The following is a 22201-nucleotide window of genomic DNA, read 5'->3' on the forward strand; positions in this document are numbered from 1 at the left end:
ACCGCGCGGCCGGGGCGACCCGAAGGCCCACCCCGGCTCACGCCGATATGAGAAGTGAAGCTGTGCAGAGCAATGAGCGCTGCGGCCAGCGGATGCGGCGGCCGGGCCGGCGCATCCGCTCGCGTGGCTTAGAAGGTGCAGCCGGTGGGCGCAGGGGTGGTGGTGTTGTTGGTGATGCCGAGGGACTGGGTCACGTAGTACTTGACCGAAGTCGAGCTCGTGGCGCCGATGCAGAAGGTCGACGTAGAGAGGTTCTTGTAGGTGATCGTGGTCGTGTTCGGGCCCTTGGTATAGCCGTAGCTCGCGATGGTCGGCATCGCCGTGAACAGGGCGGTGGCCGGCATAGCACCGGTCTCGGTCTGCAGCGCGATGATGGCGGTCTTGGCGTTGGCGAGGTCGCTCTTGACGCTCGCGTCCTTGGCGTTGTTCTGCACTCCCAGGTAGACCGGGATGGCGATGGCCGCGAGGATTCCGATGATGATCACGACGACGAGCAGCTCGATCAACGTGAACCCTCTCTGGTTCTCGGTGAAGCGTGCGCGGCGCAGGTTGAGGGAAGCGAGCAGGCGAGTGAGCATGGGGGTATCCATTCGGGTTGGAGTGGGTGGTGCGAAAGCGAGCCGGGTAAGGACTCGTGATGCTGTGAGCTGTGAAGTGGTGCTGGGTGATTCTTCCGATCGAGGGTGCGATCGGAGCTTCAGATTAGGGGCGAGAATTTCTCGAGCACGACCCACATTTGCGGGTGATTTGGGTATTACCCACCCCCATAACGAACGCCACCCGAACGGGGCAGATCAAACCGGCTGCGGGCACGCCAAACGCCCCCGCCGGAGCGGGGGTCAGAAGGCAATCACCGCCTACTTGATCATGCTCGCAATGCTGAAGATGGGCAGGTACAGGGCAATAACCATGCCGCCGATGACGACACCGAGAAACGCGATCAACAGGGGCTCGATCATGGCGGTGAGCTGTTCGGTAGCCGCGTGCACCTCCTGGTCGTAGAAGTCGGCGATCTTGTCGAGCATCAGCTGCAGCGTGCCCGCGTCTTCGCCGACCGCGATCATCTGGGTGACCATGGCGGGAAAGATCGAATGCTCCTGCAGCGGCTCGGAGACCGACTGACCGCGACGCACGCCCTCGGCCACCTCGGTGAGGGCGTGTTCGATGGCCCAGTTGCCGCTGGTCTCCCCCACGATCTTGAGCGCCTGCAGAATGGGCACGCCGGCGCCGAGCATGTTGGCGAAGTTGCGGCTGAACCTGGCCACAGAGATTTTTTTCTGCAGCGGTCCGAACACCGGCAGTTTCAGCCGCAGGGGGTCGAGCGTTTGCCGCACCCGGTCCGTGTGCTTGTTCTTGCGCCACCACAGGGCAAACGCGACGCCCACCACGAGACCGATCGGCACCACATAGATCATGCTCTGCGACATCGTCACGAGCAGTTGCGTGGGCAGCGGCAGGGCCCCGCCCAGACCGGCGAACATGTCCTGAAAGATGGGCACGATGAAGATCAGCATGATCATCACGGCCGCGAGTGACATGGCGAGCACGATCACCGGGTAGGTCATGGCCGACTTGATGGTGCCGCGCAGCTTGACCTCCTTCTCGAAGTTCTCGGCGATCGAGTTGAGCGCCCGGTCGAGAAAACCACCGGTCTCGCCGGCCCGCACCATGTTCACCATGATCGGCGGGAAGGCGAGCGGATGCTTCGCGAGCGCCTCCGAGATCGACTGCCCGGCTTCGACGTCGTCCCGCACCAGAGCGAGCACCGCCGCGAGCGGTTTGCTCTCGGTCTGCTCCGTGAGAATGCGGAGCGCCCGCAGCAGCGACAGTCCGGCCGAGATCATGGTGGCGAACTGTCGGCTCAGAATGGCGAGGTCTTTCAGGCGAACGCCGCGGGAGAAGCCCGGCAGCGAGACGGACCGCGCCAGGCCGGTGGCCGGCGCGGCCGGCGCGATCGAGACGGGCGCGATGCCCTGCGCGTTCAGTCGCGTCGCCACCTGCCCCGGGGTGACCCCGTCGATGCGGCCCTTCACGTTCTTGCCGGTGGTGTCGCGGCCGGTGTAGCTGAAGGCGACGGGCGCCGGCATCAGATCACTGCCCGGGCGAACCCGGCGTTGTAGTCGGCCTCGCGGCCGGTGGCATAACCGGCGCTGGCGGGGGCGCTGTACCCGGCACTCGCGCCGGCGAAGACGAATCCGCCGCCGCCGGCGACCGGGTCGGTGCGATGCACGAGCAGATCGAGCCCGTCGGCATCGTGCGCTTTCGCGAGCGCGGCCTTGCGAGTGATCTGCCCGGTGTTCACGAGTTCGGCGAGATGCTGGTCCATGGTGTGCATGCCGCGTTCGCGCCCGGTCTGCATCATCGACTCGATCTGGTGCGTATTGCCCTCGCGAATAAGGTTCGCAATGGCCGGCGTGGTCACGAGTACCTCCGTTGCAGCCACCCGGCCGGAGCCGTTGGCCCACTTCACCAGGGTCTGGCAGACCACGCCCTGCAGAGTCTGGGCGAGCTGCGCCCGCACCTGGTTCTGCTGGTGTGGCGGAAACACGTCGATGATGCGGTCGATGGTCTGCGCCGCGCTCTGCGTGTGCAGCGTCGCGAACACGAGGTGCCCCGTCTCGGCGGCGGTCAGCGCCACCTGAATGGTCTCGAGGTCACGCAGCTCTCCGATGAGAATCACATCGGGGTCCTGCCGCAGTACGTGTTTCAGAGCGGATGCGAAACTCGCCGTATCGTGCCCCACCTCGCGTTGGGTTACCAGCGACTTCTTGTGCGCGTGCAGAAATTCGATCGGGTCTTCCACGGTGACGATGTGATCGGAGCGGGTGCTGTTCACGAGGTCGACGAGGGCGGCCAGGGTGGTGGACTTTCCAGAGCCGGTGGGGCCGGCCACGAGCACGAGGCCGCGGGGCAGGGCGGAGAACGCCGCCACGGACTCGGGAATGCCGAGCGCTTTGAGGTCTTTGAGCTCACTCGGGATGAGCCGAAAAACCGCGCCGAGCGCGCCGCGCTGCTGGTGTACATTCACTCGAAACCGGCTGGTGGCAGTGTCGTTCGGGTTGGCAGCGCGCAGCGTGTACGCGAAGTCGAGTTCGTGGTCACGATCGAAGATCTGCTGTTGAGCGCGGGTGAGGATGCTGCGGATGGCCAGGCTCATCTTCTCGCTCGACCAGGCCGGCGAAATGCCCACGGCACCCAGCTCACCGTCACGACGAATGGTCGGCGGGGCGCCGACGGCAACGTGCAGGTCGGAAGCCTGTCCCAGCACGACCTCGTTGAGCGCCTCGATCAGGTCGGCGTCGGGTTCACCGAGCACGTCGGGCAGCGCGGGCAGGCCGGGCATCGTCGGGCCGCCGAACGGTCTGCGATCCTCGGGAATGCTGCGGAGCGCCATTCGAGTGCGCCGGCGCTTCGACGGGAGCACGTGCACTTCGCCCTCGTGCGTGGCGTTGACGGTGGCACTGGCAGAGACCGGAGTGAAGTCGGTCAGGCCCGCAGGCCAGGGGGTGCTGGTGAACAGGGCTGACGTTTTCGGGTCGTCCATGAGCGAATCCTTTTCGAAAGCAAGCGTCGGGTACGTATTGCCGCAAAACAGGTACGGCCGTGCGGGTGGTGCGCGGCCGGTCGTCGAGGGACGACGACCGGCCGGTGCAGACCGTTGCGAGAGTAAAGCCAGAGGGTAAGTCTTGCTCGCGAAGGTCTGCGTAAGGCGTAACGCTAGGGACGCGGCTCCCTCGGCGGTAGTCCCGCAATCTGGGGGTGCGTGCGGGTGTTGTCAGGCCACGACGCGCAGAATTTCTTCGATCGTGGTCAGGCCGAGCTGCACTTTCTGCCAGCCGTCCTGGCGCAGGGAGATCATGCCCTCGGTGCGGGCGACCCGGCCGATTTCAGCGCTCGACGCGCGCGCCACGGCGAGCCGCTCAATCTCTTCCGAGACGATCATGACCTCATGAATGGCGATGCGACCGCGGTAGCCCGTGTTCGAACAGTGCTGGCATCCGTTTGCCTGAAACAGTGTCGCAACCGGCAGCGTGCGTTCGAGAACGAAGTTGACACTCGCCAGATAAGCGGCGTCGTGTTCGGCCGGCTTCTTGCACCGATCGCAGAGCCTTCTGGCCAGCCGCTGGGCCACGACACAGTCGAGGGCACTGCCCACCAGAAAGGGTTCGATTCCCATCTCGGTCAGCCGGGTGATCGCGCTCGGGGCATCGTTGGTGTGCAGGGTCGACAGCACGAGGTGGCCGGTCAGTGACGCTTCAATGGCGATCTGGGCGGTCTCGCGGTCGCGAATCTCACCGACCAGAACCACGTCGGGATCGCAGCGCAGAATGGCGCGCAGGGCGCTGGCAAAAGTGAGGCCGGCCTTGATATTCACCTGAATCTGGTTGATGCCCGGCATGCGGTATTCCACCGGGTCTTCGACCGTGATCACGTTGATCTGCGGCCGCGCAATAGTGTTCACGGTCGTGTACAGGGTGGTAGATTTTCCCGATCCGGTCGGTCCGGTCACAAGAATCATTCCGTAGGGCTTGCTATAGGACTTCTCGTAGGCCGCCTGATTGGTTTCCAGCAGGTTGAGGTCGCCCAGGCTCAGACTGGTCGTTGAGTTGTCGAGAATGCGCATGACGATCTTCTCGCCCCACACCGTGGGCAGCGTCGCCACCCGCAGGTCGATTTTGCGCCCGTCATGGGTGACGGACATGCGGCCATCCTGCGGTTTGCGCCGCTCGGCGATATCGATGTCGGCCATGATCTTCAGCCGAGAGATCACACCGTTCTGGGTGCTCTTGGGGGCGCTGTGCATTTCGTGCAGCACCCCGTCGATGCGATAGCGCACATCCACGTGGTGCTCGCCAGGCTCAATGTGAATATCGGAGGCCCGATCGGCAATGGCCTGGCTCACGATCACATTGACGAAGCGCACAATGGGCGCCTCATCAAGCGAATCGGCGGCACCGAACTCGACGGGCGTCACCGGCGCTTGTTCCTGCTCGAGCGACGTCGACAGGTCGGTCAGTTCGTCGTCGACCCGGTAATAGCGGATGATGGCGGCGCGCAGGTCAGCCCGCTCGACCACAACCGGCCGCACCGGCAAGTGCGCCGCCTCGCGCACGTCGTCGAGGGCGAACACATTGCCGGGATCGACCATGGCGAGGGTGAGGTGGCCGTCGCTGACACTCAGCGGCAGCACGTCGTGGCGGGAGCACAGGGCAGCGGTGACGAGGGTCACCGCTGCCCGTTCCACCGCAAAGTCGATCAGCTGAACGAAGGGCAGACCGAGCTGCTCGGCCCGCGCGCGCGCAAACTGCACCTCCGAGATGATGCCCTGATCCACCAGGGCGCGCACGGCTCGGTCGTCGGCGGGGTTGCCGGCGCGCAGTGAATCGAGTTCTTCAATGGGCAATTCGCCGTGCAGAATAAGAATTTCGGTCAGGGTGGTCACGCTGAAGGCTCCCTCGGGTAGGGATTGTGGGTGCACAACAGTGAGACGGGGCGCTCCGAATGGGTGGTTCGGTGCCGTCCAGTTGTGCGTGTGGCGCTACGCTAGCGGCGCTCGTCAGCGCGGGGTAGTCCCGCGATCTGGGGGTCTTCGACCCTAGTCGGTGGCGGCGTCCGTGGGCAGCACGTAGATTTGGGCGGTGATCGTTCCCGTAACGGCATCCGCTTCGCCGGTGAAAGCGGTGTCGAACGCGGTGACCGAGACGAGGCGTTCGCCGTGCCGCAGCGCGTCGATGAAGTCGAGAACGCCGTCATAGCTGCCGCCGACCGACAGGGAAACGGGAATGACGAGGAAAGGGGCCGAAGGTGCGGTCACGGTGGCCGGCGCGGTATCGGAAGTGGTGGTCGCAGCGACTGGGACGGCGGGGGGTTGCGGATCCCCCAACGAGATTTCTTCGAGTGTGACACCGAGCGGCGTGGCGCTCGTGGCGAGCTGCATGATGAATGCAGATGCGTTCACGTTTGCGGGGATCGATGCCTGCAACGCAGCCAGATCGTCTCGGATACCACCGATAGTGCTCGACCTCAGCACGAGGTCGTCGATGCGCGCCTGCGTGTCAAGGTTGGAAGTTTGAATGGTGTCTACCGCAGTGCGCGCGACATGTAGCGCTTCAAGCTGCGGCACGACGACGAGCACCCCACCCAGAAGAACGACGAGTGCGATCACGAAGGCAGCAGCATAGGAGATGGCCTTGTTGAGCGTCATCGGCTATTTCTCGCTTTCTTCAGCATTGCTCACATAGATGGCGTCATTCAGGTGCAGCGTGAGGGTGGCACTGTAGGTACCGGTCTCCGACCGTGACATGGCGCCCGGACTGGCGTCGACGAAGCCGACCAGCCCGTTCATCGCATCCAGCCACGCGGGAATACTCGGAAGGGTTGGACTGGTCAAGTTCATTTCGACCGTCGCCACCGCATCCGTTGGAACCACCACGTCCGTTTCAATACCGGCGTCCGCTGTGGCCGTGCTCACCGTGACCGAGTCGATCGTGACCCCGGCCGGCAGGGCATCAGTCACCGCACCGAGCTGTTCTTGCCAATCGATCTGCTCGGCTACCGCAATTTCGTGGGCGGCATTCGACTTGGCAAGGTCATTTTCTACTTTGTTCAGTTCGTAGAATTGGTTCTCTTCACCGTGCAGAAGGGCCGTGCGATGTTGGGCGATTTTTAGGTCGGCGGTACCGGTACCGGCCAGACTCGCGACGAACAACATCCCCACGAGCACCGCTGCAAGCACAACGCCCACTGCGACGGCCAGGCGGCGCCGCAGACCCTTGGCGTGCCGACCTGCCGCAACCTCGGGCGGCATCAGGTCGGCGCGGGGTTCACCACCGATCTTCGTCTCGAGGCTGACACCCACCCGACTGCCGAGCGCCAGACCGACGGCCACCAGGAAGGTGCTCTGGGTGGCCCGCAGCGCCACCGGGTCGAGTTCGCTCCCCACGCCGATTCCGGTGGGGTCAGCGAAGACAATGGGCAGCTTGGCCAGCTCACTCAGCGCCGCATCGAAACCGAGCAGGTGGGTACCGCCGCCGGTGAGCACGATCTGCGTCACGGTGAGATCGAGGCGGCTGTTGCTGAAATAGCTCAGGGTGTTGCGCAGGCCCTCGAGCAGGTCATAGGTGACCTCCCGAATGATCGACGCGGCCTCCTCCTGGTGTGGCTCGGGCGACCGGGTCAGGCCGACGGTGCGTTTGAGGCTTTCGGCGGCCTCTTCATCGATGCCCAGCTGGGTCTTGAGGGCCTTGGTGAGGTCGTTGCCACCGGCCGGCAGCAACCGCACGAACTGCGGAATACCACCGTCGGTGATGACGACGCTGGTCTTGCCCGAGCCCACGTCGATCTGCGCGATCACGCGGTCGGTGTTTGTGCCGTGGGTGATGGCACGGCTCAGGGCGAACGGCATGAGATCCACCGCGATCGCCGACAGCTTGGCCACCTTGGCCACCTTGAGGTTGGCCGCGACCACGTCTTTGGCTGCGGCAATCAACAGGCCCTTGATCTGCGGCCCGCTATCACCCTCGCCGGCAGTCTCCGAAATGGGGTAGAAGTCGAGCAGGGCGTCTTTCACCGGAAACGACAGCAGGTCCTGCACCTGAAACGGCAGAGATTCCCGAATACGCCGCATCGACATGCTGGGAACGCTGAGATTGCGCGCGACCACCCGGCTGTTTCCCATGCCGACCACCACATCGCGGCTGGAGAATTTGTCGGCACCCCACATGCGTTTGAGCGCCGCCGCGACGATCTCAACGTCGATGACCTCGCCGCGGAACACGGCGCCCACCGGCAACGGTTCTTCGAAATAGTGCAGCAGGGTGGGGGTGTCTGTGTCGGCCCCGCTCAGTTCAACAGCGCGAACGGTTGAGGTGCCGATGTCGATTCCGACGACGCGAGATCTCATTGCGTCTGCCTCCTACAGGGTTTCAGGGGTTCGTGGTGTCTGGAAAACGGGTGCTGCGTGCTGGGTGGCGCCGGGCATCCGCTCAGGCCAACCCGAAGAGTGCGAGATAGCCGGTGGCGAGCTGGTCGCCGGCGAAGATGCCGAGCCAGGCGCCGAGCAGCATCCACGGGCCGAAGGGAATGCTGCTCTTGCGGCCGGCCTTGCGTGAGGCCATCAGCAGCAGGCCGAACACCCCGCCGAGCAGAAACGCACCGAATGCTCCGACGAAGAGTGCGCCCCAGCCGAGCCAGCCGAGGTAGAGGCCGAGCACACCGGCCAGTTTCACATCGCCGAGGCCCATGCCGCCGGGCCGCACGAGCGCCAGCGCGAGGTACAGCGCGAACAGGCCGCCGCCGCCGATAGCCGCGCTAAGCAGGCGGCCCGGCTCGCCCGCCAGCAGAGCGGATGCGGCGAGCAACGCTCCCCCCACGAGATAGGCCGGCAGCACGATGGCATTGGGCAGGGTATGGGTGTCGAGGTCGATCAGCGCGAGGGCCACGCTGATGCTCGCGAGGTAGAGGAAGGCGACGGCCAGGAGGATCAGCGCGAGCAGGTCGGGCGTCTGGAGCGGCAGAGTGACGGTTGCGGCGACCCACCAGGCCACCGCCGCGAAGAACAGCGCCGTGCCGAGCTCGACCGCCGGGTAGCGCGCCGAGATGTGCGCGCCGCAGTCGCGGCAGCGGCCGCGCAGAATGAACCACGACACGACCGGAATGTTGTCCCACGGCCGGATGCGCGCTCCGCAGCTGCCGCAGGCGCTCGGCGGCGACACGATGGACTTCTTGGCCGGCACCCGGTAGATCACGACGTTGAGGAACGACCCGATGAGCGCGCCGAAGAACCCCACGATGACGACGAATACGCTAGCCATTCACATCCCGAATCGAGTCTCGCGGGCCCAGGGTAACCGTTCCCGAGGGGGTTCCCGCACCACCGGTCGAAGGCGCACCCGGAAACCCTACTTCAGCGTAGGTGTAGACGCCGGATGTGCCCAGGTGCACGGTGCCGCCCCAGATCTGGCCACGCCACTGAGTTGACGTGGAGATGTCTACGGCGCAGGGCGAATAGACCATCACATCAACATTGGGGTTCACCTTGAAGGACTGGCTGACTACGAAAGGACCGTCCTTCGCGTTGCAGGTCGGCTTGTTGTTGGGTGATCCGTCCGGAGTGACCAACCAGAGTTTATGTTTCGCAGCGGAATTGATCTGCGCGCTCTCACGAAATTTGAAACTCTCGGCGATAACCGCGATGTCGCTGCCTAGCGTGAGTACGCCAGCGCTTGCCACGTCAACTCCGGCCGCGCATTCGATGATACCCGGACGGCCGGCGAGGCTGTCGGCGGCCGCCTGCAATTCCGGCAAGCCGCACACACCTTCAATTCGATACACGCTCTCAAAGGATTTCCAGTGCGCCTGATCTTTCGGACTTTGTACCCTGATCTTGTTCGGGTTGTTGCTGTACTTGTAGTTGAGTTCGAACCACCCAGGATCCGCGACGTTGGATACAGGAGGAGGCTGGCTTCCCGACGCCGTTAGGACGCTGAGAATCGAACCAAGAAGGCCTGCTACAGAACCAGCCGTGAGAGTGCCCCCGATCTTCGTGCCAAGTCCAATGGTTGCTTTTCCTGAAACCCAAACATTGCCGATCACCTGCGCCGTGGACAGTGTGTTTAGTTTCGCAGCAATCAAGCTCTCGTGAATGATTGACGAACCTTCGACTTTGACTGCGCCGGAAGCCCACACGTCGCCGAATATGCCGCAGGATTCTCCGAGAGTTACGTCGCCCGCCTTGACGATGATGTCCACATTGTTCGCGCCCGAGCTGATGCAACTTGCGTTTCCCTCATGAACGTAAATTGTGGAATCTTTGGCGTGAATCGTCACAGACTCGATGACGGAGAAGCCCAGATCGGCGTAAATGGCGATGCCGCCGGTCTTGGCGGATCCCGACGTCTTCACGGAGTAAATGGCTTCAACCATACGCGTGTCTGACGGATCGACTACGCTTCCTGTGGCTTCGGCTGTGCCCGTCGAGACGACTCGAATCAGCGAAGCGTTCGCCGGTGCGCAGCCCTCCTTCCACTCGTCCGAGCCGACCTGATAAGACAAAGTCACCGAGTATTTCGGAACGCCGATTGACTGAATGAGTGCACTCGTGCAGGGGGCCGTAGACAATAGAGCCGCAGTGGCGTCGATGCCAGCCTCGGCAGCGGCCTGCGCCTGTACGCCGGCCTGCGTTGAGCTGCTGACGCGGATCGCCGACATGGTCGAGCCGACAATGGTGACGGAGATGATGGCGAAGACGGCCATCACTCCGATGACCGCGAGCAGGCTGCTCCCCCGCTCTGGTTCAGGTGAGTTGAGCCTTTTCAGTCGAAGCACGCGGATGACCCCGTTTCAGGTTGGCGGGCGATGGTGGTCGATTCGAATAGGACGGGTGAATTGTCACTGCCAGTATCGACCAGAAAAGAAACGGCAACTTCGTTGGGGGGAGTACCGAGGCTGACGAAGAACGGCTTGGCAGAATCGTTCGGGGTGATGCCGTCGCCGAGCATCAGCCACCCTTCGAGGTCTCCCGCGATCGGAGTGGTGATGTAGTTGGCCTTACCAGCCGCGGCTCGCTGGTAGTACACGGCGTTGTCGGCCTCAATGTAGACCCACGCCTGGCAGAATTCCCCGGCCTCCTCCTTGCCGTCTTTTGCCGTGGCGACAACGAGCATTTGGCCATCCTCGATGACCTGCATCGCGGAGGCGTTGCGCACGCCGCCATGGATGGACTGGGAGAGGAGCTGGCCGGTGGTTGACGCTTCTGCCCGGGACACAATTGTTTTCTGTGCGGCGAGGGAGGAAATGAGCATGCCGCCGACCAGGGAAAGTATGATCACGGAAAAGGCCGAGTAGACCAGCAGCTCCACGAGGGTGAAGCCCTGCTCGGTGATCGGTGCCGTGCGCGGTTTGAACATTGCCTGCCTAGCTCAGTACATAGATCAATGTCACGGCCTGCGATACGACCCCGGTGGCATCAGAGACCGAAACCACAACCCTCGCCGTTTGCACTTCACCCACAGCCGGACAGACGACGTCAACCGTGGCGGTCAGCCGAATGTCAGTGGGTGGCGTCGGCTTGAAGGTTTTCAACGTCTGGCAGGTCGGGTCAAGGTCCCGAATCTGTTCCATCTGCATCTCGACCAGCTGCGTGGCCGTTGCGAGTGTGGCATTTGTTGCCGACACCCGCATCGACTGCATCAACAGCGGGAGAAAGCCGATGGCCAGCAGCCCGAGCAGAAGCATCGAGACGACAATCTCGATAATGCCGAACCCGCGCTCACAGGTCCGATATTCATCGCAGATGACTGATTTCGACACACTAATGATCTTTCTAAACGCACCCGGAAGTGACTCCCCTAACGATTACGGCGTCTTCGTAGCCGAAGTTGTCGCGGTTATCGTGTGCGAATTGGAGGTTCCCGTCCCACCCTTGCCGTAAGTGCCAACGATTGAAAATGTGGAAGTAGCTATAGGGGAATACGTAACAGCGATATCCGGCGAGGTCGAGTAGCCGTCTAGTCCGGTGGTGAACTGAGCTGCGGTCGGAAGAACGCCCTTTTCGGTGTAGAAGGCAACGACGGCGACCTTGGCACCGGTGATCTGTGCCGCTACGGCGCTATCTTTTGCCTTGTCCTGCTGGCCGATGAAGATCGGGATGGCGACGGCGGAGAGCACGCCGAGGATGAGCACCACGACGAGCAGCTCGATGAGGGTGAAGCCTTTGTCCTTGGTGCCGAGGGTGGCGCGCCTACGCGCGAGACCCGAAGTCAGTGTGCGAATCATGCGTGAATCCTTTGCGTTGATGAACGTTTTTAGCAGGAAGCCCATAAGCCCCTATACCCAAAAGGCTACGTCTTAAATGCACCCCCATCAGCGAAAAACCTGCCCCTCGATACCCCAAAAAGGGCTACAAATCGGCCAGTCTTCAACGCGGGTGATTGACGTTATTTCACGTAGTCGAAGATGGTGAACATGGGCAGGTACAGCGCTACGACCATGCCGCCAATGACGATGCCGATAAAGGCGATCATGAGCGGTTCAATGAGCGCGGTGAGCTGCTCGGTGGTGGCCTGCACCTCCTGGTCGTAGAAGTCCGCGATCTTGGTGAGCATCTGTTCCAGGGCTCCCGCGTCTTCTCCCACGGCGATCATCTGCGTGACCATGGCGGGAAACACCGGCTCGAGCGACAGCGGCCCGGCGATGGAGCGACCGAGGCTCACCGAGCTCTGCACCTTGCGCAGTGCGTTCTCCACCACCCAGTTGCCCGAGGTCTCCCCCACAATGGCGAGCGACTGCAGAATGGGCACGCCGGCCCCGATCATGGTGGCGAAGTTGCGACTGAACCGTGCCACGGCGAGCTTGGTGAGCAGGTCGCCGAACACGGGAAGCTTGAGCTTGACCGGGTCGATGATGCGGCGCACGCGGTCGGTGTGTTTGTTCTTGCGCCACCAGAACGCGAACACCACGCCGAGCACGATCAGCACCGGAGTCAGCCAGACCATGAGGCCCGACAGCACCACCAGAATTTGGGTGGGCAGCGGCAGCGCACCACCGAGGTCGGCGAACATGCCCTCGAACACCGGCACGATGAAGATGAGCATGCCGATCACCGCCACGACGGCCATGATCAGCACGATAACCGGGTAGGCGAGAGCCGATTTGATCGTGTCGCGCAGTTTCACCTCGGCCTCGAAGTTCTCGGCGATGGAGTTGAGGGAGTCTTCGAGAAACCCGCCGGTTTCGCCGGCCTTCACGAGGTTGATCATGATGGGCGGAAACACCGTTTTGTGTCGCACCATGGCGTCGGAGAGTGACAGCCCGGTCTCGACGTCGGTGCGAATGGTCGTGAGCACCGCGGCCAGCTGCGTCTGCGTGGTCTGCTCGGCCAGGATGTACAGGGTGCGCAGCAGGGTGAGCCCCGCCGAGGTCATGGTGGCCATCTGGCGGCTCATCACGGCGAGGTCTTTCAGGCTCACACCACGGCTGATGCCGGGAATACGAATGTCGCGGTTCAGCCCGGTCTTGGCCGCCACCTCCACGATGGAGATGGGCGACAGGCCGAGCGAGCGCAGGCGCAGAATCGCGGCGCCTTCGGTCTTGGCCGTGAGCCGCCCCTTGACGACCTTGTCGGTCGAGTCCCGCCCGCGGTAGGCCCAGGACAGCGTGCTGTCCATTACAAGCCTCCGTCGGAGTAGGCATCGTGAAAGTCGATGTTCGCGGCGCGGGCGCCGGTGCCGAAATCGATGTTGGCGCTGCGGTGATCGGCGCCGGCGGGTGCACCGACCCGGTGGATGAGCTGGTCGAGGCCGATGGTGTCTTGCGCCTGTTCCTCGGCCACCTCGCGGGTGATGACGCCGTTATTGACGAGGTCGGCCAGGTGCTGATCCATGGTGTGCATGCCGAGCGCGCGCCCGGACTGCATCGCCGTGCTCAGCTGGTGGATCTTGCCTTCCCGAATGAGGTTGGAGACCGCCGGCGTGGTGACGAGCACCTCGGTGGCCACCACCCGGCCGCCGCCGATCTTCTTCACGAGCGTCTGGCAGACCACGCCCATCAGGGTGATGGCGAGCTGCGTGCGCACCTGCGCCTGCTGGTGCGGCGGAAACACATCGATCAGGCGGTCGATGGTCTGGGCGGCATCCTGCGTGTGCAGGGTGGCGAACACGAGGTGCCCGGTTTCGGCGGCGGTCAGGGCCACCGAAATGGTTTCGAGGTCGCGCAATTCGCCGATCAGAATGACATCCGGGTCTTGCCGCAGCACGTGTTTGAGCGCGTCAGCAAAGCTGTGCGTGTCATGGCCCACCTCGCGTTGGTTCACGAGCGACATACGGTGCTTGTGCATGAACTCGATCGGGTCTTCGACGGTGACGATATGGTCGGCCCTGGTGCGGTTGACCACGTCGATGAGCGCGGCCAGGGTCGTGGACTTACCCGAACCGGTGGGACCGGTCACCAGAACGAGGCCGCGCGGAAGGTGAGCGAACCGGGCGACCGTCTCGGGCACCCCGAGCTGGGCCAGCGATTTGATCTCACGCGGAATCAGTCGAAAGGCCCCGCCCACCGAATTACGCTGCAGGTAGTAGTTGACCCGAAAGCGGGCCCCGCCGGCCGTGTAGGCGAAGTCGAGTTCGAGGTCACGGTCGAAGGTGGCGCGTTCCTGCGGGGTCAGCAGGCTGTACAGGGCCGAGGAGACCTTTTCAACCGGCCATTCCTGGTCTCCCTCGATGGCACACAGGGTGCCGTCGATCCGGATGCGCGGAGCGGCTCCGACGGTGACGTGCAGATCCGAGGCCCCGCGTTCGAGAACCTCGTGCAGCGCGGCCAGCAGGTCGGGGTCAGGCGACGACACGCAACACCTCGTCAATCGAGGTCAGGCCGAGGCGTACCTTGGCCCAGCCGTCGTCGAGCAGGGTGATCATGCCCTGTTTGCGGGCGGCGGCGGCGATCTCCCCGCTGGAGGCACGCGCGATGGTGAGGCGTTCCACTTCGGGGGAGACCGTCATCACTTCGTGCACCGCGACCCGGCCGCGGTATCCCGTGTGCGAGCAGGCGGTGCATCCGCTCGGCACGTAGATGGTCGGCGGGGTGTCGGTGTGGTTGTGGCCGAAACCGAGGCCGGCGAGTTCGTGCTGGTCGCGACGATCGACGACCTTGCAGCGTTCACAGAGCCGCCGGGCCAGGCGCTGGGCCACCACACAGGTGATCGCCGAGCCCACCAGAAACGGCTCGATCCCCATCTCGACCAGGCGAGTCATGGCGCTCGGCGCATCGTTGGTGTGCAGGGTGGAGAGCACGAGGTGGCCGGTGAGCGAAGCCTCGATGGCGATCTTCGCGGTCTCCTGGTCGCGAATCTCACCGAGCAGCACCACGTCGGGGTCGGAGCGCAGAATGGAACGCAGCGCCACGGCAAAGGTGAGGCCCGCCTTGCGGTTCACCTGCACCTGGTTGATTCCCGGCATGCGGTATTCCACCGGGTCTTCCACGGTGATCACGTTGATCTCGGGTTTGGAGATGGCGCTCAGGGTCGTGTACAGCGTGGTGGACTTGCCCGACCCGGTCGGCCCGGTCACCAGAATCATTCCGTTGGGCTTGGTGTACGCCATCTTGTATTCATCGCGGTTCTCCACGAGCATGTTCAGGTCGTTCATGCTCATGCGCGAGGTGGCGTTGTCGAGAATGCGCAGGACCACCTTTTCACCCCAGACCGTGGGCAGAATGGCAACACGCAGGTCGATTTTGCGCCCATTGTGGGAGACCGACATGCGGCCGTCCTGCGGTTTGCGCCGCTCGGCAATGTCGATCTCGCTCATGATCTTGATGCGGGAGATGACGCCGCTTTGAATGTTCTTCGGTGCTGACGGCATTTCGTGCAGCACACCGTCGATGCGATAGCGGATGCGCAGGCTGAGTTCGGCCGGTTCAATGTGAATGTCGGAGGCTTTGTCCTGGATGGCCTGGGAGACCAGCAGGTTGACGAAACGCACGATGGGCGCGGCGTCTTCGGCGGCCTCGGCGTCGCTGAGCGAGTCGTCGTCGGGCGCCGCCTGCTCTTCTTCGAAGGTGTTGGTGAGGTCGTTGAGCTCGTCGTCGGCGCGGTGATAGCGCGAGATCGCGGCCATGAGGTCGGAACGCTCCACGACGACCGGAGTCACGCGCATGCGGGCGGTTTCACGCACATCGTCGAGGGCGAACACGTTGCCCGGGTCGACCATGGCCAGAATCAGCCGTTTGCCGTCGAACCCGATCGGCAGCACCTCGTCGCGGTGGCAGATGGCTACCGGAACCTTGGTCAGTGCCAGCTCATCAACGGGATAGTCGAGCAGCTCAACGAACGGCAGGTTGGTCTGCTCGGCGCGGGCCCGAGCGAACTGCAGCTCGGAAATCACCCCGCTGGCGAGCAAGGCCCGCACTGCGGTCTCGTCGGCGGTATCACCGGCCGAGAGCGTGTCGGATTGTTCGGCCGGCAACAGGCCGTGCGAAATCAAAATCTCTGTCAGGCTCGACACGAAACGTGCCCCCAAGGTGTGACGCTGCTGCGGTTATCGCTCTGGCTCAGGCAGCTGCGCCAAGTGATGATGCCCGAGGTGTGTGGGTGACACTTCAACGTATCCGACGAGGACAATGCTCGGCCAGACCCACAATCGGGGGGTGATCAGCAAAATTGGCAGCAGTTCTGCTGCGGTTGCGCGCGACGGGCGTCGCACGCAACCGGCTAAAGTGCGCGGGCGCGCAGGGCCTGCTGCACGAGCGGGTCGGGCGACTGCGCCAACCAGGTGAGCAGGTCGGGATAGGTGCTCGGGTTGCCCGCGAGTTGCGGCCACACCTCGGGGTACTTCTGAGCGAGCTCGTAGAGCTCAGCGGCCGAGGAGGCCGGGTCGGACGCGGTCAGGCTGGCAGCGCTCGGTGCTTCGATCGGCAGTTCGGACGTCGGTTCAAGCGATGCCGGCGGAACAGCCGGCGCCGCGGCCGTGGCCGTGGCCGCTGCCGGGGCGCCTGACGCAGGCGCTGCCGCAGCGGGTGTGGCCGGCGCCGCGGCATCCGTTTGCACGGTCGGTGCAGCAGCTGCCGGGGCGGGCAGACCAGCAGCCGCATAGCCGGTGAAGGCGGCGGGAGCCTGCGCCCGCACGGGGCCGTACTGGGCGAAGTAGCCGCGCACGGCGGCCGGAGCGGTCAGCGCGTAGAAGACCAGTGCGGGCAGCGCGAAGGCCAGGGCCAGGCTCAGTGTGGCCGCGGTGGTGAGGATGATCAGCGAGAACGAAGTGTACGTCGTGCCCTCGAAGAGCCAGGAATAGAGCTGCCCGAGGTTCTCGTCGGCGATGCTCTGCCCGCGCAGCACGACGAAGACGATGCCGAGAACGGTGATCAGACCGGTGAGGCCGAGCACGAGCCACTGGCAGGCGGCCGGGTTTGAGCGCAGCGTTGTGCGGGCGATGATGGCCACGACGATGATGATCGACAGCACGATGGTGGCGCCGATGTTCAGACCGGTCGAGCCGGAATCGGCGCCGCTTCCGATGAGGGTTGCGATGACCAGCAGCAGGCTCAGGCCGGCGGTGCCGACGATGAGCACGAGTGTGAGCGAGGCAACCCCGAACCATGTGCTGATCGGTGCGGTCGGAGCCATCGCGAGGCGGAGGGCCGGCGAGCAGGCCAGGCCGAACAGGCCGGCGAGCAGAAGGAGCGGGTAGCCGCCGTAGCTGAGCGATTCGATGCCGCTGACCGACAGCAGATGGTCGGTGAAGGCGTCGATGGTGATGACGCCGATGGCGGTCGCGCCCAGCGCGCGGGCGATGGTGAGCCAGGTCGCACTGCCGCGCACGATGCCGTAGATCGGCAGCAGCGCGGCGGCCGCACCGGCGAGCACGGCGACGATGGCGGTGAGCAGCACCAGGCCGGTGACCTCAGCGGATGTCGTCGCCACGATTCCGAAACCGATCCCGCCCAGCACGGTCAGCGCCACGACCACGCCGTAGCCGATCACGATGCGGTACCAGAGTCGAACGATCGGGTGCGCGCCGACGATTCCGACGAGTTCTGCTGCACGCGGTTGGGCGGCGAGGAAGGCGCCGGCCAGTCCGAAGGCGGCTGCGTACCCGACGCCGGTCGTTTGATCGGTCGTGAAGATGTCGACGAGCATGAAGCCCAGCACGAGGAGCGCATAGGGCACGTTGACGAGCAGTCGAATCAACCAGATCTGGGCGAGCCCGACCCCGGCACCGAACACGCCGGCCCGCAGCAGGTAGGTGAAGCTGAGCGAGAACAGTGACAGCAGCGTGATCAAAATAACCTCGATGCGGCCGGTCGCGCCGATCGATTCGCTCATGCTGTAAGTCTCGGTACTGAACATCCATGGCAGGGCCAGGGAGATCAGCAGCAACAGCAGCGCACCGCCGTCGCGCGCCCAGTCAGACGCCGGGATGCCGGCGAACGGGTTCGGGCGGGCGGGCGGCTGCGTGTACTGGGGGGCAGCGTACTGGGGTGCGGCGAACTGCGGGGCGGCGTATTGCGGGGCGACGGGCGCTGCGTACTGGGGCGCAGCGGGCGCAGCCGGCGCGACGTAGTGCGCAGCAGCCGGCGGCTGCTGGGTGGGGTCGAAGGTCATCTGGGTCCTCTGTCTTCGGTCTGGCGTCGTGTGGCTGCGTGTCGAGTGGCTGCGTGTCGAGTGGATGCTGTGCTGCGACGGTGTTACTGATAGAGCCGGTCGAGCTCGCCGTCCTGGCTGAGCTTCACGAGCTTTTCCACGGCGATTCCGGTCACGTCGGCGATGGTGCGCAGGGGGCTGACGAACCATCCGCCCTGCTCCTGCACGGCGAGAACCCGCCAGCTGCCCGCGCCGAGTTCCTTCATCGCGGGAACGTCGTCGAGGCATCCGTCGAACGAGGAGTACCCCGAATCGGTGGTGACGCACACCCCGGAGAATTCGGTGCGGTACGGCCAGTCATAGCCGTCGCCCTCGATCACGATGCTGTCGATGTCGAGGCGTGCCGTCGTGCCCTCGACCTGCGGGGTCACGGCGAAATCGGTGATCGTCAGGTTGTCGTAGTCGCCGCCGCCATCGGTGGGCATGAGCGCGTCACCGTAGAGGCTGAGAAAGCGGCGTTCGGATTCGGGCAGTACGGCGGCGAGGTCGCCGTAGTCGCCGTTCTCGCCGAACGCGATGACGGCCTCTGCGAAGCCCTCGGCGGCAGCGTCACCGGTGTCGAAGGCGGCCACGTCGTCGGCGGCGACCAGGCTGCCGCGGGTTTGCGATCCGCCCTGCAGTAGGTTCTCGCCGGCGGTGAGCAGCGGGCTGACGTACCAGGAGCCGCCCTCACGCACGGTGACGACGGCGGCGTCGTGGCCAAGCTCCTCGGCCAGGTCGGCGGCCGACTGCGTGAACGGCAGCATGTCGTTCAGCTCGTCGATCGAGGATTCGCGCAGGTCTGCGATCATCGCATCGGTGTCGCTGTCGTCATAGCCGAAGGATTGCTGCTGCAGCCGCAGCTGCGGAGCCACGACCTCGAGGTAGGCGTCGGTGATCGTTTCGGCATCGCCGTTCATGGTCATTTCGCCCGCGGTGATGGTGACCACCGCAACGCCGTCTTCGATGTCTTCGGACTCGAGTTCCAGCCCGGTCAGGGTGATGTTCAGACTGTCGACGACCGTGTTGATGAGCGCGGGCATGTCGACCGGGTCGCCGTTTTCGTCGTCCATGGCCATGGTGCCGAGCTGGTCGATCGGCGCCTTGAACGACTCGATCTCGGCGGGAGACAACGAACCGTACAGGCTGACCAGGTCCATATCGGCGGTGCCCTCGAGCAGTTTCTGCACCGCTGCCGTCGGCGAGGATGCGCCGCCGAGTTTGGAGAAGATGGCTCCGTACGCCCACACGCCTCCACCGGCGATCAGCAGCACGACGACACCGATCGAGCTCCAGATCAGCAGTTTCTTGCGCGGACGCCGCGCGGACTGGCCGCGTGCATCCTGGCCCGGGGCTGGCGTCGACCTCGGCGCCGCGGCGGAGGCCGACGGTGCGAAGGGATTCGGCACAGCGGATGCCGCCGGCTCAGTCGGCAGACCGGTCGGCGACGCGGCGGCCTGACCAACGGCGGCGGGTACGGCAGCGGCGGGCACAGCGGCGGCCTCTTCGGTGAGCACCGGCTCCGGGATGACGGGCGTTGCGGGCGCGACGGGCGCGATGGTGCCGAGCTGGAGCATCCACTCGATCAGGGCCGGATAGCAGGACGGGTTCGCCGCAATGACAAGGTGCAGATCGTGATGGGCTGCGGCGATCTCGGCGAGCCGGGCCTGCGGGGTGGCCGGGTCGGCGGCTTCCCGAAAGAGGGGGGAGGTGGAATCTGTCACGAGAGGGGAGCTCCTAGGTTCTCGGTGCTGGCGGAAGGGTGCAGAAGTCTGGGGCGGCGCGGTTCGGCGTCACCAGGTGAGAACGGTGAAGACGGTATACGCGGCGGCGGCGAGTACCACCACACCTGTGGTCGAGATGATCGCGACCAGGGTGAATCGGCGACGACGACGCTTCACGGCGGCGGCGTGCTCGCGAATCTCAGCGGCGGCGTCGGCGAGACGCAGCCGGGCCAGATCGGGCTGCGGGTCGCTCACGGGGAGCGGGGCTCTCGGTGCGACGATCGCCGGTGTCGGACGCGCCGCGTAGCGCACACTCGCACCGCTCTGCACTTGCGGTGGTTCATAGCGGCGTTGCAGCGCGTCAGCGACGGGGGTGTGCGCGGGAGCGGCCGCCCGCCGACTGCTCAGCAGGGTATCGGCGGCCGTGTTGCCGCGGGGCGAACGCACTGTGGCGTCGTCGGCGTTGTTGTCGGCGTTGTCGGCGTTGTCGACGGCATTGCCCGGCTCGCCGCCGACCCGGGGCCGTCGTGCCACGCGGCGGGTGTGTTCGTCACCCGCACGCTGCACGATGCGGGTGCGTTCATCGGTCTCGCGCTGCACGATGACGGTGCGTTCGTCTGTCGTGCGCTGCACGATGACGGTGTCGTCGTCGAGGCCGGCCTCGTCATCGGGCTGACTGCTGTCGTCGGAGTCGCTGCTGTCGTCGGGTTCGCTGTTGATGCTCGGTTCCGGGGCCGCCGCGCCGTGCCGCGGACTGCCCCGGCGCACGATTCTGGTGGCCTCGTCGAGGTCATCGTCTGCGGGCTGCACGGCAGGCTGCCCTGGATCAGCGGGCTGCATTGCGGGCCACCCGTTGTACCGGTCGGGTGTCTTCGGTGCGGGTGTCGATGGTGTCGGACTGGTCGTCGCCGATGGCTACGCCGTGCCAGGAGTTGACCCCGCCGGCGATGACATCGATCACGATCACCGACACGTTGTCGCGGCCGCCGTGTTCCAGGGCTCCGGCGAGCAACGCGTCTGCCGTCTGCTGGGTGCTGCCGCCGAGGGTCAGGCCGGCCTTGATGGCCTCATCGGAGAGTTCACCGCTCAGCCCGTCGGAGCACACGAGCAATCGTTCGCCGGTCACGACCGGGCGCAGCCAGTAGTCGGCATTGCTGTTATCGGCGCCCATCGCGCGGGTGATGACGTTCTTGCGGGCGAAGGTGGCGACATCCGCTTTGAGCAGTGAGCCTTCGTCGATGAGTTCCTGGGCGAGGGAGTGGTCAACGGTGAGCTGCTGCAACTCCCCGCCGTGCAGGCGGTAGACGCGGGAGTCGCCCACGTTCACGATGAGCCATTGCGGGGCGTTCTCGTGGTCGATGAGCACCAGGCCGGTCAGGGTGCTGCCGGCACCGCGCCCGGTCGAATCCGACACGATTCGCACCGCGGCGTGCGCGCGTTCGACGGCGGCCACCACGTCGCCGGCCGGCACGGCGGTGCGGCCGACGCAACCCTGGAATTCCGCAATCACGGCGGCGCTCGCGCGCTGACCGGCTTCGAGGCCGCCCATGCCGTCGGCGACAATGAACACTGGCTGAGAAGCCAGCAGCGAGTCTTCGTTCTCAGTGCGTTTGCGGCCGACGTCGGTGCGCCAGCCGCACTGCAGCGACACCCCGGCGCTGGTGGCCCGCTGGTCGGCGAGTTGGGTCATGGCTCAGGCCTCCAGGTAGATGCGCGCGGCGAGCTCCCCCAGCAGGAACCGATCGGTCAGGGCTGCACTCGCACCCGCATCGAGCTCGTTCTCCACGCCGCCACCGTCGATGAGAACGACACCGTTCGTGGACTGCAGATCGCTGATACCCCAGACTCCCTCAACGAAGTCGAGCCGGGCGTGGGTCTTCGACACGGTCTTGCCCGGGTCGTGCAGCGGCACCAATTGGGCGTCCGCGTGTGCGCCGCCGCGCGTGGGGTTGCGCCCGAGCAGCACCACCGGTTTGGTGAGCGAGACCTTGAGACCGTGTTCGGTTTCGAGGGTCCACGGCTTCATGCGGCGCACCACGATCATGGTCTCGTCGAGGTCGTCGTCCTGGTCGACCCCGTCGTCGTGAGTGTTTGCACCGGCCGGGGCTGCAACCGGGGTGACAGCGGCGGGCAGGACGGCGGTCGTGACGGCGGCGGGTACTGCTGCAACGGATGCCGCGTAAGCGACAGCCGCGGCTGGCTCAGCGGGCGGAGCGGGTACCGGAGCTGCGCTGGCCTGAACGACCGGTGCCGGCGGAGCCCACGGGTTCGCCGGCTCTGCCGGCGGGGCTGGCGGGGCTGGCGGGGCTGGCGGTGCTGGCGGTGCGGCGAGAACCGGCGGGGCCGGCGGGGCGGCGAGAACGGG

19 protein-coding genes are annotated in these 22201 nt (G+C 65.0%); all 19 read right to left on the reverse strand.

Features of this window, described 5'->3' with window-relative positions; translation table 11 throughout:
• Positions 1-128: 128 nt before the first annotated feature.
• Positions 129-578 (reverse strand): type II secretion system protein, encoded by a 450-nt coding sequence (locus E3O25_RS17765; protein WP_092107203.1) that lies wholly within the window; start codon positions 576-578, stop codon positions 129-131.
• Positions 579-857: 279 nt separating this feature from the next.
• Positions 858-2087: a type II secretion system F family protein gene (locus E3O25_RS10315; RefSeq protein WP_092107201.1), complete on the reverse strand. Its 1230-nt coding sequence runs from the start codon at positions 2085-2087 to the stop codon at positions 858-860.
• Positions 2087-3544, reverse strand: coding sequence for a type IV pilus twitching motility protein PilT (locus E3O25_RS10320; RefSeq protein ID WP_304988809.1), 1458 nt, complete (start codon positions 3542-3544; stop codon positions 2087-2089). Before E3O25_RS10320 ends, E3O25_RS10315 begins: the two co-directional genes overlap by 1 nt.
• Before the next feature lie 231 nt (positions 3545-3775).
• A complete protein-coding gene (locus E3O25_RS10325) occupies positions 3776-5443 on the reverse strand; it encodes a GspE/PulE family protein (RefSeq protein ID WP_092107199.1) in 1668 nt (555 codons plus the stop codon).
• A gap of 153 nt (positions 5444-5596) precedes the next feature.
• The gene (locus E3O25_RS10330; RefSeq protein ID WP_134361076.1) at positions 5597-6205 is read right to left on the reverse strand and encodes a hypothetical protein; all 609 of its coding nucleotides are present in this window, start codon (positions 6203-6205) and stop codon (positions 5597-5599) included.
• 3 nt (positions 6206-6208) lie between these two features.
• Complete coding sequence (gene pilM / locus E3O25_RS10335; protein ID WP_134361077.1) at positions 6209-7903, reverse strand: type IV pilus assembly protein PilM; 1695 nt, start codon at positions 7901-7903, stop codon at positions 6209-6211.
• Positions 7904-7985: 82 nt separating this feature from the next.
• On the reverse strand, positions 7986-8813 hold the full coding sequence (locus E3O25_RS10340) for an A24 family peptidase (RefSeq protein ID WP_092107193.1): 828 nt from the start codon (positions 8811-8813) through the stop codon (positions 7986-7988).
• The gene (locus E3O25_RS10345; protein ID WP_134361078.1) at positions 8806-10326 is read right to left on the reverse strand and encodes a hypothetical protein; all 1521 of its coding nucleotides are present in this window, start codon (positions 10324-10326) and stop codon (positions 8806-8808) included. Before E3O25_RS10345 ends, E3O25_RS10340 begins: the two co-directional genes overlap by 8 nt.
• Entirely contained in the window at positions 10314-10907 is a 594-nt protein-coding gene (locus tag E3O25_RS10350; RefSeq protein ID WP_134361079.1) for a hypothetical protein, read from the reverse strand. The genes E3O25_RS10345 and E3O25_RS10350 overlap by 13 nt, the downstream gene beginning before the upstream one ends.
• A gap of 7 nt (positions 10908-10914) precedes the next feature.
• The gene (locus E3O25_RS10355; RefSeq protein WP_166806011.1) at positions 10915-11310 is read right to left on the reverse strand and encodes a type II secretion system protein; all 396 of its coding nucleotides are present in this window, start codon (positions 11308-11310) and stop codon (positions 10915-10917) included.
• Between the two features lie 45 nt (positions 11311-11355).
• Positions 11356-11775, reverse strand: coding sequence for a prepilin-type N-terminal cleavage/methylation domain-containing protein (locus E3O25_RS10360; RefSeq protein WP_134361081.1), 420 nt, complete (start codon positions 11773-11775; stop codon positions 11356-11358).
• Between the two features lie 161 nt (positions 11776-11936).
• A complete protein-coding gene (locus E3O25_RS10365) occupies positions 11937-13166 on the reverse strand; it encodes a type II secretion system F family protein (protein ID WP_092107183.1) in 1230 nt (409 codons plus the stop codon).
• On the reverse strand, positions 13166-14341 hold the full coding sequence (locus E3O25_RS10370; protein WP_174721731.1) for a type IV pilus twitching motility protein PilT: 1176 nt from the start codon (positions 14339-14341) through the stop codon (positions 13166-13168). The genes E3O25_RS10365 and E3O25_RS10370 overlap by 1 nt, the downstream gene beginning before the upstream one ends.
• Positions 14328-15998: a GspE/PulE family protein gene (locus E3O25_RS10375; protein ID WP_092107181.1), complete on the reverse strand. Its 1671-nt coding sequence runs from the start codon at positions 15996-15998 to the stop codon at positions 14328-14330. The genes E3O25_RS10370 and E3O25_RS10375 overlap by 14 nt, the downstream gene beginning before the upstream one ends.
• A 206-nt stretch (positions 15999-16204) precedes the next feature.
• A complete protein-coding gene (locus E3O25_RS17145; protein WP_194085947.1) occupies positions 16205-18094 on the reverse strand; it encodes a hypothetical protein in 1890 nt (629 codons plus the stop codon).
• Between the two features lie 83 nt (positions 18095-18177).
• On the reverse strand, positions 18178-19836 hold the full coding sequence (locus tag E3O25_RS10385; protein WP_134361082.1) for a hypothetical protein: 1659 nt from the start codon (positions 19834-19836) through the stop codon (positions 18178-18180).
• A 69-nt stretch (positions 19837-19905) separates the two neighbouring features.
• Positions 19906-20646 carry a hypothetical protein gene (locus tag E3O25_RS10390; protein WP_134361083.1) on the reverse strand — a complete coding sequence of 247 codons (741 nt, stop codon included), beginning with the start codon at positions 20644-20646 and terminating at the stop codon, positions 19906-19908.
• A gap of 16 nt (positions 20647-20662) precedes the next feature.
• The gene (locus E3O25_RS10395) at positions 20663-21526 is read right to left on the reverse strand and encodes a PP2C family serine/threonine-protein phosphatase (RefSeq protein WP_134361084.1); all 864 of its coding nucleotides are present in this window, start codon (positions 21524-21526) and stop codon (positions 20663-20665) included.
• Positions 21527-21529: 3 nt separating this feature from the next.
• A partial coding sequence (locus tag E3O25_RS10400) for an FHA domain-containing protein (RefSeq protein ID WP_134361085.1) occupies positions 21530-22201 on the reverse strand: 672 nt, incomplete at its 5' end.

It is taken from the genome of Cryobacterium sp. TMT1-3, from assembly GCF_004402315.1.
Taxonomy (GTDB): Bacteria; Actinomycetota; Actinomycetes; order Actinomycetales; family Microbacteriaceae; genus Cryobacterium; species Cryobacterium luteum.

Coding starts and splice junctions, on each gene's coding strand:
- pilM (WP_134361077.1), bottom strand. CDS start 7,903: ATGAGATCTCGCGTCGTCGGAATCGACATCGGCACCTCAACCGTTCGC.
- E3O25_RS17765 (WP_092107203.1), bottom strand. CDS start 578: ATGCTCACTCGCCTGCTCGCTTCCCTCAACCTGCGCCGCGCACGCTTC.
- E3O25_RS10315 (WP_092107201.1), bottom strand. CDS start 2,087: ATGCCGGCGCCCGTCGCCTTCAGCTACACCGGCCGCGACACCACCGGC.
- E3O25_RS10395 (WP_134361084.1), bottom strand. CDS start 21,526: ATGACCCAACTCGCCGACCAGCGGGCCACCAGCGCCGGGGTGTCGCTG.
- E3O25_RS10350 (WP_134361079.1), bottom strand. CDS start 10,907: ATGTTCAAACCGCGCACGGCACCGATCACCGAGCAGGGCTTCACCCTC.
- E3O25_RS10340 (WP_092107193.1), bottom strand. CDS start 8,813: ATGGCTAGCGTATTCGTCGTCATCGTGGGGTTCTTCGGCGCGCTCATC.
- E3O25_RS10365 (WP_092107183.1), bottom strand. CDS start 13,166: ATGGACAGCACGCTGTCCTGGGCCTACCGCGGGCGGGACTCGACCGAC.
- E3O25_RS10320 (WP_304988809.1), bottom strand. CDS start 3,544: ATGGACGACCCGAAAACGTCAGCCCTGTTCACCAGCACCCCCTGGCCT.
- E3O25_RS10360 (WP_134361081.1), bottom strand. CDS start 11,775: ATGATTCGCACACTGACTTCGGGTCTCGCGCGTAGGCGCGCCACCCTC.
- E3O25_RS17145 (WP_194085947.1), bottom strand. CDS start 18,094: ATGACCTTCGACCCCACCCAGCAGCCGCCGGCTGCTGCGCACTACGTC.
- E3O25_RS10330 (WP_134361076.1), bottom strand. CDS start 6,205: ATGACGCTCAACAAGGCCATCTCCTATGCTGCTGCCTTCGTGATCGCA.